A 13,136-nucleotide genomic window follows, 5' to 3' on the forward strand; every position below is an offset into this window, starting at 1 on the left:
GCGACGGGTGGCGGCCGGTATCGGCCGCCACCCGTAGTCTCAGGCCGCCAGCCGCCGGCTCAGTTCGTCCACGACCTGCTCGGCCACGGTCGGCGGGATCGCTGCGGCGATCTCGGCCGGGCTGAGCCCGGCCAGTACGCCGGTGACGATCGCCTGCTCGTCGGTGAAGTCCCGGTTCATCAGCGACTCCACCGCACCCTGCAGCGCGGTGAGCTGGGCCCCGATGCTGCGCAGCGTCGGGTGCGAGACCTTGAAGTTCGGGTCCTTGTGGTCCTCACCCATGGCCATCCGGGTGTAGGTCTGCCCGACCGGGTTGCGGCCGTCCAGGACGGTGAGGTTGCGGTGGACGGTCTTGAGCCAGTTGTGCTCCTCGGGTGTCATGTCGTTGTCTCCCTCGTCGGAGTTGAGCAGTCCGATGGTGGTCAGGTAGCGACGGAACAGGGGCCGCTGGTCCCGGTTCGCCTTGATCGAGTCTCGGAAGAAGCTGAAATGGGTGTGCCACAGGTGGGATCGGTCGCCGGTGGTACGTCGGCCGAGCCGGTCCCACCGCCGGACCACCTTGCCGTCCGGGGAATAGATGATCTCGCGAATGTCGCGGGTGTCCTGGGTGTTGGCGACGCACTGCGCCACGCACCAGGTCGAGAAGCTGGACAGGTCGTGGGTACGGCCGCCGGAGCTGAGCCGGAACATCCCCACGTCCAGCGCGGCGGCGTCGAGGGTCAGTCCGTTGCGGTCGCGGGACGACTCGACCACCGAGTAGTCGTTGGCGACGACCCGATCCGAACCACAGTGGTAGCCCCCTCGGTGGTTGGCGTCGCCGACGATGCCGACCTCGTTGGGTTCGAGGTCCTCGTCGCGGCTGCGCTTCGGATCACGGTTGAGATGTTCCAGCAGCAAACTACGGACGGCGAGAAGATTTGCCGGTGCCCGCGTCATGGATCCCCCTTCACTTCTCGTTGGGGACCGGGCACGACAGTGACACCGCGTACGCGGTGGAGGGGTTCACCGGCAGGCCCGGCCATTGGGTGCACGGCGCCGGGCGTATCACCACGATAGCCTGAGCGACCGGCAAATGCCCAGCTCAGGGGCGCTTTGAATCAGCTTGGAGAAGGCTGAGAGGCAGAGTGGACGATCGGCAGGACCACTGCGGACGGATGATCAGGGTCGTGCATGATCTCCCGAAATCCACCACGGAGCGTGATGGCCTCGCCGAGTGGTTCGCCGGTGCCGGGGTTGCGTGCGTAGCGCGGGTGAGCGCCGCCGGAGATCTGCAACCGCAGGCGGTGGCCGGGGGCGAACCGGTGGGCGGTGGGCCACATCTCGACCGGCACCGCGACGGTGCCGGCACGGTCGGCGGGGAACCGCTGCGGGTCGATCCGGACCAGCCCGTCGCAGACGTTCCACGATCGGCCCCGCTCGTCCACGTCGCACAGTCGCACGAAGACGTCCAGGTACGTCAGCTCACTGCGCAGGTGGACCTCGGCGCGCACCGGCCCGACCGCCTCGACGGCGTCGGTCAACGGCTCGCTGGTCCAGGTCAACACGTCCGGCCGGGCCTCGACCGGGCGGTTGTCGAACGGTCCGGCCCGCTGGGCCACCAGCAGTGGACCGCCGAGTGAGGGCGTCGGGTCGGCCGGGTCGTACCAGAATCCGTCCGGCGGCGACGGCACCGGCTCCGAGGTGCTCAGGGTGGCCCCCGGATGCAGGTACCACCGGACGGCGTCGGCGGGTGGCGGCCAGTCCGGCAGGTCACGCCATCCGCCACCGGCCCCACCGACGTGCACCCGCACGGGGGCCTCGCCCTGCGCGCCGGACGCCTCCGGGGCAGCCGCCACCCGCTCGGCGTCCGCCGGGTCGTCCCGGAGATGCGTGCCGAGCCAGCTCAGGCCCTCGCGCAGCGCGGCCACGAACAGCCCGGGACTGCCGTGCGTCCACGGCCCGATCACCAGGCGCGGACGCGCCCCGGTGGCCCGCAGCGCCTGGTAGTCGCGCAGTTGGGCGGGCAGGAAGATGTCGTGCCAACCACTGACCATCGCCACCGGGGCCTGCACCAGGTGCAGCCGGTCGTCGAAGACCCGACTGCGCCAGTAGTCGGCCTGCGGGGTGTGGTGCCGCAGCCACTCCTGGAAGAACGGCACGGTGACCCCGGTGGCGACCCGGTCGGCCTCGACCAGCGGAAGGTGGGACAGGGCGGCGGTGAGCCTCGGCTGGCCGCGCTTGAGTTCCCACTGGCGGGCCAGCCACGGCACGGTCTGCGCCTGCAACAGCTCGGCCCAGGTCAGCACCGTGTCCAGGGCGAACGACTCCCCCGCGTACGTGGAGTCACGGGTGGTCGAGGCGGTGGCGACCGCGACCATCGCCCGCAGCTGCGGGCCCGCGTCCGCCGCGAGCGCCCACTGCACGAATCCCTGGTAGCTGGCGCCGAACATGCCGAACACACCGGTCCACCACGGCTGCCGACGCAGCCAGTCGAGCGTGTCCAGCCCGTCGTCGCGTTCGTGCACGAACGGCTCGAACCGGCCGGCCGAGCCGCCGGTGCCCCGGCAGGACTGGATGACCATGTGAAAGCCCTGCTCGGCGGCGACCCGGCCGAGCAGCCGCATCGGCCCGGACCGGCCGTACGGGGTGCGGATCAGCACGGTCGGCGCGGCGGGCAGGTCGGGCGCGTAGTGGTCGGTGCGCAGGATCACCCCGTCGCGTACCCGCAGCGCGATCTCCCGGTTGACGGTGACCCGTCGGGTCCGGGGCGGGGGCAGGCGCAGCGCGGCGGCGGCCGCCGCGGCCACCAGGCGATCAAGCACCGTTCACTCCGCCCGCCGTCGGTGCGGCTCGCGGGTGGCCCGAACCTCGTCCCGGTGCTCCCGCATCGAGGCGCCCATCGCCGTGATGAACCGGTAGACCACCTCCAGCTCGTCGTCGCGGAAGTCGGCCATCACCCGGTCGGTCCGCTCACCCAGCGGCCGGAAGAAGCTTATGGCCAGCTCAGCGCCCTGCTGGGCGTAGTGCAGCAGCACCTTGCGCCGGTCTGTGGTGTCCCGGTCCCGGCGCAGGTGCCCGGCGCGTTCGAGCCGGTCGATCAGGGCGGTGACCGAGCCGGAGGAGAGACCGAGGTGCTCGCCGAGCCGGCCCGGCGTGATCGGGTCGCCCAGCAACTCGGCGTCCATCACAGCTATCAACGCCTGCAGGTCGGTGGCGTTGAGGCCGTGCCGGCTGGCGAAGGCGTGCCCGACGTGCTGGGCGTCCACGCCGTACCGCCGCAGCTCGGCCATGATCTCGGCGATCAACACTTCCCGGCGCGTGTCGCGCCGACGGTACATCCCGTGAGCTGCCACGTCCCGTCGCTTCCTCCCGAGGTCCCGGGTTCGCAGCATAACCCGAATGAGACCCTTGTCTCGACAGACAATATTCTCGACAGTCGAGCTGTTGCAGCATATCACTTGATGGGTAAGAATCTTGACTGTCTAGATGATTTCGCCTGGGGGTCTTGATGTCCGTGTTCACCCGCGTGGCGGGCGGTCGCCTGAACGCCTGGCTCACCATACTCGCGGCGATCGCCGTGAGCGCGGTCGTGTTCTGGCTACCCGTTCCCGACAACCCGGACCCCGTCTCCGCCACCGGTCTGTCCGACCGCTGGCAGTCGACCCAGGTCGAGCTGCTCCAGGACGAACTGCCAGCCAGCGACGTCCAGCCGGCCATCGTGGTGGTCACCCGCGACGACGGCGCGCCACTGACCGACGGCGACCGCACCGCCATCACCACCGGCACCCAGAGCCTCACCGACTACGCCGTCGGCGGTCAGGTCGCGCCACCGCAGCTGTCCCCCGACGGCACCGTGGCCCTGGTCGTCGTGCCGCTGGACACCAAGGGCGGCCAGGAGGCGGTCACCACCACCATCACCGACGTACGCGAGGCGCTGACCGCCCTACCGGCGGAGTTGACCGTCGAGGTGACCGGCGCGCCGGCCTTCACCGCCGACCTCACCAAGGTCTTCGAGGGCGCTGACGTCACCCTGCTCGCCTTCACCGCCGCGGTCGTCGCACTGCTGCTGCTCGTGACCTACCGCAGCCCGCTGCTGTGGATGGTGCCCCTGGCCGTCGTGGCCACCACCGAACAGGTCGCCCTACGGGCCCTCGAAGCGGTCATCCCCGCCGTCGGCATCTACTACGCCGGTGGTGCCGTCAGCGGCATCGCCAGCGTCCTCGTCTTCGGCGCCGCCACCAACTACGCCCTGCTGCTGATCGCCCGTTACCGGGAGGAACTGCGCCGCGAGGAGGACCGGTTCGCCGCCATGCGCGCCGCGCTGCGCCGCACCGCCGAACCGATCCTCGCCAGCGGCACCACCGTCATGCTCGGCGTGCTCACCCTGCTGCTCAGCGAGCGGGAACTCAACCGGGCTCTCGCCGTGGCCTGCGCCATCGGCATCCTCCTCGCGATGGCCTCGGCACTGCTCGTCCTACCCGCCGCGCTGGTGCTGCTCGGACGCGGCCTGTTCTGGCCGTTCGTACCGCACGTCGGCAGCAAGGGCCGGGAAGGCCGGATCTGGGGACGGCTCGGCTCCGCCGTGATCCGCCGCCCGGTGCCGGTCGCGGCCCTGGCCACCCTGCTGCTGGTCGCGCTCGCCCTGGGCGGCCTCGGCCTGCGGACCGGGCTGTCGGAGAGCGAGCAGTTCCGGGTACAGCCGGAGGCAGTCGCCGGGGCCGAGACCCTCGCCCGCGCCTTCCCCGCCGGCACCACCCAACCGGTCGCGGTGATGACCCGACCCGACGCCGTGGAAGCGGTCACCGCCGCCGCCACCGAGGTGCCCGGGGTCGCCTCCGCCCGCCCCGGCCCCGCCGGTCCCACCGTCGCGCAGGTCGATGTCGTGTTCGACGCCGAGCCCGGCACCACCGCGTCCGGTCGGACGTTGGAGGCCCTACGGGACGCGGTCGCGGCCGTACCCGACTCCGCGCCACCGGCCCCGGCAGGCGGCGAGGCCCCGACCGGCGCCGTCGTCGGCGGCCCCACCGCCGGCACGTACGACGCCGCGGCGGCCGACGCCAAGGACCTACGCCTCATCCTGCCGCTGATCCTGCTGCTGGTCGGCGCGGTCCTGGTCCTGCTGCTGCGCGGCCTGCTCGCCCCGGTGCTGCTGGTGGTCACCGTGGTCGCGTCGTACTTCGCCAGCCTCGGCGCCGCCTGGCTGCTCTTCGACTACGTGCTGGACTTCCCCGCACTGGACACCACCGTCCCGCTGCTCGCCTTCGTGTTCCTGGTGGCGCTCGGCGTGGACTACAACATCTTCCTGGTCACCCGGGCCAGGGAGGACGCCCGCACCGCCAGCACCCGCCAGGGCATGCTCTCCGCCCTACGGGTCACCGGCGGCGTCATCACCAGTGCCGGCATCCTGCTGGCCGCCGTCTTCGCCGTCCTCGGCGTACTGCCGCTGATCACCCTCACCCAGATCGGGATCATCGTCTGCATCGGCGTGCTGCTGGACACCCTGCTGGTCCGCACGGTCGTCGTTCCCGCCCTGGCGTTCCTGCTCGGCGAACGCTTCTGGTGGCCCGCCCGGGTCACCGCCGACTAGCGCAGCGTTCGACGACCCCCGGCCCGCGCGGGCCGGGGGTCGTCGGGTTTCAGCCAGGGCCTGTGTCAAAGTCCTCGGTCGAGCCGAGGCGGAGCCAGCCGGCGGCCGGCAAGGCGGAGATCGGCACAGGCCCTAAAACCCCAGGCAGACGCACTCTGTCATCAACGCGCGGACGTTGCGCACGTAGCTCGGGTTCGGGACGGTCAACGGCTGTCCCTCCCTGGCCACGGCGCCGTGGCCGTAGTTGTACGCGGCGATGACCGCGTTCAACAGGCACGAGTTCAGCTCGGAGGTGCACAGGTCGGCGTCGAGCCGATAGTCGGCGTCGAAGTACATGTCGCCGATGTACTTCGTCAACCAGGCCAGGTACGTCCCGCCGAGGTAGGCGTTGTCCCGGTAGTCCCGCACGTCGTAGCTCTGCCCGAAGCGCTGGTTCATCCAGGTCGCGGTGTCCGGCATCACCTGCATCAGGCCGATGCCACCGTCGCAGGCCACGATGTTGGACTGCCAACCGCTCTCCTGCCACGCCGTCGCCATGATCAGATCCGACGGGATGCGGATGTCCGGTGCCGACGTCGGCCAGTACGTCCGCCCGGCCGCCTCGGTCAGCGCCGCCTTCGCCTGGGCACGGCTGGCCTGATCGCCCTCGTAGCTGGGCTCGCAACCGGTGGGCGCCGGCTTCGGCGGGGCGGGCGGGACCTTCGTCTCCGTCGGCGGCTTCGGCACCGCCCGGGGAGCGGTGGCCTTGGCCCGTTTGGGCTTCGGGCTCCGTGTCGTCGGCGACGGCGACGGCGAACGGCTGGCACTGGCGGAGGGCTTCGGCGCGGCCCCCATCGCCTCCACCGCCGACGGCGTCGGCGACGCCTCCTCCGGCACCGCCCCATCGGGTTCGGTCGACTCGCCCGACACCTGCTCCGGCAGGGCGACCGGGGCCGGCACCTCCGCAGGAGTGTCCACCGTGGCACATCCACCACCGGTCAGCAGCAGCGTCGCGGCGACCACCGCGACACCCCACCGTGTGACGCGGCGACCCATGTCGACTCCCTCCAGCCTGACCAACCCCGCCGCACACTAACAGTCACCCGCCGTCGCTTGTGGCCCCGCGACCGCGCCACCGGCCGCTACCGGGCTGCGGATCCCCCACCGGCCACCGCGCGGTCCCGGGTCGCCCAGGCGACCATGAACACCGCCGTCCAGGCGGCACCGAGCAGCACCGCGCCCACGGTGCCACTGGCCGTGCTCAGCCCCAGATACAGCCTGGCCCCACCGATGGTGACCACGCCCGCCGTCGCCACAGTCCACGCGGCCACCGCCACCGGCCAGCGGGCACCCCGGGACAACAGCCACGCCAACGTGCACAGGCTCGCCGTCACCACCACGTTCTGGGTGGAGAACAGCACCACCCGCCCGCCGTCGGCCAGGTCCGCCACCGCCGCCAACACCACCAGCGGCACGAACGCACCGACCGTGCCCACCACGCTGAGCAGGTCCGCCCGCCACGGCCGGTGCCGCCAGGCCTGCACCAGCGCCACCACCGCCACCATCACGATCAGCGACGAGCCACGCAGCACCGACACCGCCGCCTGGGTCGCCTCCACCACGTCGGGCGTGCGACGGGCCGCGAACCAGTTCGCGATCACCCCGTCGACCAGGGCCAATCCGCTGTGCCGGACCACCGCCCGCAGGGTCCAGGCGATCACCAGCGCCACCGCGAACAGCAGCACCACCCCGGCCGCCAGGTTCGCCAGCAACGCCCACGCCGGTCCGAGACGCAGACTCAACAGGAAGAAGAGCAGCCCGTAGCGGGCCGACAACCACCGCATCGGCGGCAACCGGGCCGCCCGGGTCAGCAGCGCCCGCGCCGGATCGGGGTTGCGGCCCAGCCACCGCCCGGCCAACACCACCGCGACCAGCGCGGCCAGCAACACCAGCACCGCGCCGGTGGCCTGGCCGAGCAGCCGGGAGACCGTCTCGTAGGACTCCCCCGCCAGATGCCCGACCAGCACCGAGGCCCCCACCCAGGTGGTCACCCCGACCAGGTTCCACGGCGCGAACCGGCGGTACCGCATCCCGGCCGCGCCGGCCAACCGGGGCACCAGGGTACGAGCGAACGCCACCCAGCGGGCGGTCAGCACACCCCGCCCACCCATCCGGTCGAGCATCGCGTCGGCGCGGGCCCACCGCTGCGGCCCCACCCACGCACCCCACCTGCCGGCCCGCAACCGGGGGCCGTAGCGCCGACCGGCGCGGAACGCCTGCGCGTCCCCCAGCGCGGCAGCAGCGATCATCACCAGCAACGCCGGACCGAGCCGCAACGTGCCGGTGTACGTGAGGAAGCCCACCAACAGCAGGGTCGCCTCGCCCGGCGCGACCAGACCGATGATCAGCCCGGTCTCGGCGGCCACGACCGACGCCGCGATCACGTAGATCAGCCACGGCGGCAGGCTCTGCATCGAGCTGAGCAGATCGTGCACGACGCCCCCGGATCACCTCGGCAGGACTGCCCTGCCAGTGTGACAGCGCCGTGCCGCGGGTAAGGGACCACCCGGGGTGACCCCGATTCCACGGGGCAACCGAGTGGACGGGAGGATGGAGCCTATGCAGCTTCGCACCGACCTCCGCAACGTCGCCATCATCGCTCACGTCGACCACGGCAAGACCACCCTGGTCGACGCCATGTTGCGGCAGGCCGGCGCCTATGGTGCCCGGGGCGAGGTGACCGAGCGGGTGATGGACTCGATGGACCTCGAACGGGAGAAGGGCATCACCATCCTGGCCAAGAACACCGGCGTGCGCTACCTGCCGGTGGACGGCTCCGACCCGGTCACCATCAACATCATCGACACCCCCGGGCACGCCGACTTCGGCGGTGAGGTCGAACGCGGCCTGACCATGGTCGACGGGGTGGTGCTGCTGGTCGACGCGAGCGAAGGGCCACTGCCGCAGACCCGGTTCGTGCTCCGCAAGGCCCTCAAGGCCCGCATGCCGATCATCCTGGTGATCAACAAGGTGGACCGCCCCGACGCCCGGATCAAAGAGGTCGTCGACGACACCTACGAACTCTTCCTCGACCTCGACGCCGACGAGACGCAGATCGACTTCCCGATCGTCTACGCCTGCGCCCGCGACGGCATCGCCTCCCTCACCCAACCGGCCGACGGGGCGGTGCCGCAGGACAGCCACAGCCTGGAGCCGCTGTTCCGCACCCTGCTGGACACCATCCCGCCGCCCGCGTACGACGAGAACGCCCCGTTGCAGGCACACGTCACCAACCTCGACGCCTCCCCGTTCCTCGGCCGCCTCGCACTGTGCCGGGTGCGTCAGGGCACCATCGCCAAGGGGCAGACCGTGGCCTGGTGCCGCACCGACGGCAACACCCAGCGGGTCCGCATCTCCGAGCTGCTGATGACCGAGGGCCTGGAGCGCAAACCGGCCACCAGCGCCGGGCCCGGCGACATCATCGCGGTCGCCGGCATCCCCGAGATCATGATCGGCGAGACCCTCGCCGACGCGGAGAACCCGATCCCGCTGCCGCTGATCACCGTCGACGAGCCGGCGATCTCCATGACCATCGGCACCAACACCTCACCCCTGGTCGGCCGGGTCAAGGGCGCCAAGGTCACCGCCCGGATGGTCAAGGACCGCCTGGACAAGGAACTCATCGGCAACGTGTCCCTGCGGGTGCTGCCCACCGAGCGACCCGACGCCTGGGAGGTGCAGGGCCGGGGCGAACTGGCGCTGGCCATCCTGGTCGAACAGATGCGCCGCGAGTCGTTCGAGCTGACCGTCGGCAAGCCCCAGGTCGTCACCCGGGAGATCGACGGGCGGACCTGCGAGCCGGTGGAACGGCTCACCATCGACGCGCCGGACGAGTACCTCGGCGCGATCACCCAGCTGCTGGCCACCCGCAAGGGCCGGATGGAGCAGCTGGTCAACCACGGCACCGGGTGGATCCGGATGGAGTGGCTGGTACCCGCCCGGGGCCTGATCGGCTTCCGGACCGAGTTCCTCACCGAGACCCGGGGCACCGGCATCCTGCACCACGTCTTCGAGTCGTACGAGCCGTGGTTCGGCGAGCTGCGTACCCGCAACAACGGCTCCCTGGTCGCCGACCGCTCCGGCAACGTCACCGCTTTCGCGATGACCAACCTCCAGGAACGCGGCCAGCTCTTCGTCGAACCGGGCACCGAGGTGTACGAGGGCATGATCGTCGGAGAGAACTCCCGCTCCGACGACATGGACGTCAACATCACCAAGGAGAAGAAGCTCACCAACATGCGCTCGTCGACCGCCGACGAGACCGAGAAGCTGATTCCGCCGCGCAAGCTGTCCCTGGAGCAGGCCCTGGAGTTCTGCCGCGAGGACGAATGCGTCGAGGTCACCCCCGCCGCCGTGCGCATCCGCAAGGTCGTGCTCGACCAGACCCAGCGGGCTCGCGCCGCCGCCCGCCGCAAGCACCCCGGCTGACCGCCGATGGCCGGGGACGACCTCCACGCGTGGCTGGACCGCGAGCCCGGCATGATCTCGGTGTACGCGGGGCCCCTCGGGGCCCCGCCGGTCTGGACCCGGCACGCCGAGGCCACCCACTACGCGGCGAGCACCATGAAGCTGGCGGTGCTCGCCGCGCTGCACCGCGTCGCCGAGGCCGGAGACCTCGACCTGGACGCCCCGGTCGAGGTCGTCAACAGCTTCACCTCCGCCCGACCGGACGCGCCGCCCTACTCCTGCCGCCGGGCGTACGACAACGACGGTGAGGTCTGGGACCGGATCGGCGGGCAGGCGCCGCTGCGGTGGCTCGCCGAACGCATGATCGTCCGCTCCAGCAACCTCGCCACCAACCTGGTCATCGAACACGTCGGCCGACCCGCCATCGCCGAGGTCTGGCGGCTCGCCGGCGCCCGGCACAGCGTCACCAGGCGCGGCATCGAGGACTTCGCCGCCCGCGAGGCCCAGATCACCAACCTCGTTACCGCCGCCGACCTGGCTGCCCTGCTCGACGCGATCGCCACCGGCGCCACCCGTCCCGGCCCGCTCGCCTCGCCGGGCGGCTGCGCCGCCATGCTGGACGTGCTCTGCGCCCAGCAGATCCGTCAGGACATCGCCGAGGGGCTGCCCGCCGACACCCGACTCGCCCACAAGAACGGCTGGGTACGCGGTGTCCGACACGGAGCCGCGGTGGTCTACCCCGACGACGCCGACGCCTACCTGATCGTCGTCTGCACCACCGACGACCGGACCGACGCTCGGGACGACGTCGACGCCCGCCAGTTGGTGGCCGACATCTCCCGCCGGGTCTGGCACGCCCGCCACGACCTGACCATCCTCACTCCAACAGGTTCGCCCGCAGCGCCGCCACCGCCTCGTCGGTGATCCCCAACCCATCGCGCAGGTACGCCCCGAACGACCCGTGCGCCTGCCGCACCTGCGCGTACGCGGCGTCGAGGTATTCCGGGCGGACCTCCAGCACCGGCCGGACCGCCGCCTCGTCGAGCCCCGGATAGCGCCGCCGCATCGCGTCGAGGAGCACCTCGCGCAGGCTCTCCGTCAGCGGGTTGTTGGCCAGGTAGTCGGCGCGGATCGCGGCCTCGTCCACCCCGAGGGCGTGCAACAGCACCACGGTCAGCCAACCGGTGCGGTCCTTGCCCGCCGAGCAGTGGTAGACCAGCGGAAGGTTGGCGCCGTCGGCCGCCAACCGGACCGCCGCCGCGAAACCCTCCCGGGCCGAGGCACCGGTGACGAACCAGCGGTAGATGTCCTCCATCGCCGCCGTGGTCCCCTGTCGCGCCAGTTCGGCGTACTCGCTGAGGTCGTGGCCGAGCAGCACGGCCGAGACGTACGTGAAGACCGGATGCGCCGGGTCGTGCACCGGCAGGTGCACCACCGTCGGCTCACCGGTCAACCGATCCGGCGGCGCCACCGACACCTCGGACTCGGCGCGCAGGTCCACCACGCAGGCCGGTTCGAGCTTCGCCAGCACCGGCAGGTCCTCGTCGGTGAGCCGACCCAGGGCCGGCGTCCGGATCAGCCGTCCCGGGCGTACCCGTCGGCCTTCGAACCCGATCAGGCCACCGAGGTCCCGCGCGTTGGGCGCGCCGACCAGCGTCCACTGCGAGGTGCTCGCTCGCTCACTCATGTCTCCCCCTCACGTACACGATGATCGCCCAGCGCCGGGTCCACCGCCCGATCCGCGACCGAACACGCCACGGCGCCACCCGTCGCCGTAAAAATCCAGACTGATGAATTGCTGGCGGGCCCCGGTTTCCCTATGGTCCGGACAACGGGGGTGCGACCGACCGGGGAAGCGATCGCAGGGCACCGAGGTGACGGTGCGAGTCACTGCCGCTGCCCTGGCGAGTTCCCCGACGCGGTCCAGCCGGTGGATGCCCCGGCGCCGGCCCACCCGCCGACGTCGGGGTGCGGGTGACGGTCGACCCGACGCGGCACGCGCCTCACCCGCGCTCAGCGACGCGACTCGGTCAGCTCACGTCGCCGGTCCCGTGAGGACTTGGCCAGGCTCGCCGCCGTGGCCACCGCCAGGGTGCCCAGGATGACCAGCAGGGACAGCCAGATCGGGATGTGCGGTGCCCAGCCGACGTGCTCCCCGCCGTTGATGAACGGCAGATTGTTCTCCGCCAGCGCCTCCAGGATCAGCTTGACGCCGATGAAACCGAGCACCACCGCGAGCCCGTGGCTCAGGTAGATCAGCCGGTTGAGCAACCCGCCGAGCAGGAAGTAGAGCTGCCGCAGCCCCATCAACGCGAACACGTTGGCGGTGAAGACGAGGTACGGCTCGTGGGTGATGCCGAAGATGGCCGGAATCGAGTCGAGCGCGAAGATCAGGTCGGTCGTACCGATGGCGATCATCACGATGAGCATCGGGGTGAACATCCGCCGACCGTTCTCGCGCGAGGTCAGCCGCGCACCCTCGTACCCCCGCGAGATGGGCAGCGCCCGCCGACTCCACCGGATCAGGACGTTCTCGGTGAACTCCTCCTCGCCCGACTCCCCCTGCCGGGCCAGGTTGATCGCGGTGTAGATCAGAAACGCCCCGAAGAGGTAGAAGACCCAGCTGAACTGCGAGATCAACGCGGCACCCGCGGCGATGAAGGCGCCCCGCATGACGAGCGCGAGGACGATGCCGATGAGCAGCACCTTCTGCTGGTACTCCCGGGGTACGGCGAACCGGGCCATGATGATCACGAAGACGAAGAGGTTGTCCACCGAGAGGCTGTACTCGGTCAGCCAACCCGTGTAGAACTGCCCCGCCACGCTGCCCCCGGCGGTGAGCCAGAGCCCGCCACCGAACAGCAGCGCCAACCCGACGTAGAAGGCGACCCAGAGACTCGACTCCCGCACGCTCGGCTCGTGTGGCCGGCGTCCGATGATGAGCAGATCCACCACGAGGATCGTGGTCAGGGCCACGAGCGTCGCCGCCCACACCAGTCCGGACACGTTCACAGTCTCATTCCTCCGGCAGTCGCCCAGCAACCGGCACACGGTACGCCTTCTCGGGCGTGACGGCGTTCCCACCCTCTCTGGGCATCCTAGGAGGATGGGTTACTGGGGAGCG

At 71.1% G+C, this 13,136-nt stretch carries 10 protein-coding genes; 3 read left to right on the forward strand and 7 right to left on the reverse strand.

Annotation, left to right across the window (positions count from 1 at the left end):
* Nucleotides 1–39 precede the first annotated feature (39 nt).
* From FF096_RS15135 to FF096_RS15145, 3 genes are all read right to left on the reverse strand, one after another.
* Nucleotides 40–936: a hypothetical protein gene (locus FF096_RS15135; protein WP_155218508.1), complete on the reverse strand. Its 897-nt coding sequence runs from the start codon at nucleotides 934–936 to the stop codon at nucleotides 40–42.
* A 161-nt stretch (nucleotides 937–1,097) separates the two neighbouring features.
* Complete coding sequence (locus tag FF096_RS15140) at nucleotides 1,098–2,801, reverse strand: CocE/NonD family hydrolase (RefSeq protein WP_309223343.1); 1,704 nt, start codon at nucleotides 2,799–2,801, stop codon at nucleotides 1,098–1,100.
* 3 nt (nucleotides 2,802–2,804) lie between these two features.
* Complete coding sequence (locus FF096_RS15145) at nucleotides 2,805–3,317, reverse strand: MarR family winged helix-turn-helix transcriptional regulator (protein WP_155218670.1); 513 nt, start codon at nucleotides 3,315–3,317, stop codon at nucleotides 2,805–2,807.
* Between the two features lie 170 nt (nucleotides 3,318–3,487).
* Between FF096_RS15145 and FF096_RS15150 the strand changes: the two genes are divergently transcribed.
* Nucleotides 3,488–5,566 (forward strand): MMPL family transporter, encoded by a 2,079-nt coding sequence (locus FF096_RS15150; RefSeq protein ID WP_155218510.1) that lies wholly within the window; start codon nucleotides 3,488–3,490, stop codon nucleotides 5,564–5,566.
* A 132-nt stretch (nucleotides 5,567–5,698) separates the two neighbouring features.
* Here the strand turns inward: FF096_RS15150 and FF096_RS15155 are convergent, their stop codons facing one another.
* A complete protein-coding gene (locus FF096_RS15155; RefSeq protein ID WP_155218512.1) occupies nucleotides 5,699–6,601 on the reverse strand; it encodes a lytic transglycosylase domain-containing protein in 903 nt (300 codons plus the stop codon).
* 86 nt (nucleotides 6,602–6,687) lie between these two features.
* Entirely contained in the window at nucleotides 6,688–8,040 is a 1,353-nt protein-coding gene (locus FF096_RS15160; RefSeq protein WP_309223344.1) for a DedA family protein, read from the reverse strand.
* A gap of 124 nt (nucleotides 8,041–8,164) precedes the next feature.
* On the opposite strand from FF096_RS15160, the gene typA reads away from it, so the two are divergent.
* Together typA and FF096_RS15170 are read left to right on the forward strand one after the other, a co-directional pair.
* A complete protein-coding gene (typA, locus tag FF096_RS15165) occupies nucleotides 8,165–10,033 on the forward strand; it encodes a translational GTPase TypA (RefSeq protein ID WP_155218514.1) in 1,869 nt (622 codons plus the stop codon).
* 6 nt (nucleotides 10,034–10,039) lie between these two features.
* Entirely contained in the window at nucleotides 10,040–10,936 is an 897-nt protein-coding gene (locus FF096_RS15170; protein WP_155218516.1) for a serine hydrolase, read from the forward strand.
* Here FF096_RS15170 and FF096_RS15175 read toward each other — a convergent pair.
* Together FF096_RS15175 and FF096_RS15180 are read right to left on the reverse strand one after the other, a co-directional pair.
* A complete protein-coding gene (locus tag FF096_RS15175; RefSeq protein ID WP_155218518.1) occupies nucleotides 10,890–11,699 on the reverse strand; it encodes a tyrosine-protein phosphatase in 810 nt (269 codons plus the stop codon). The genes FF096_RS15170 and FF096_RS15175 overlap by 47 nt on opposite strands.
* Before the next feature lie 326 nt (nucleotides 11,700–12,025).
* The gene (locus FF096_RS15180; protein ID WP_309223345.1) at nucleotides 12,026–13,024 is read right to left on the reverse strand and encodes a TerC family protein; all 999 of its coding nucleotides are present in this window, start codon (nucleotides 13,022–13,024) and stop codon (nucleotides 12,026–12,028) included.
* Nucleotides 13,025–13,136 lie beyond the last annotated feature (112 nt).

This window comes from Micromonospora sp. CP22 (assembly GCF_009712475.1).
GTDB lineage: Bacteria > Actinomycetota > Actinomycetes > Mycobacteriales > Micromonosporaceae > Micromonospora.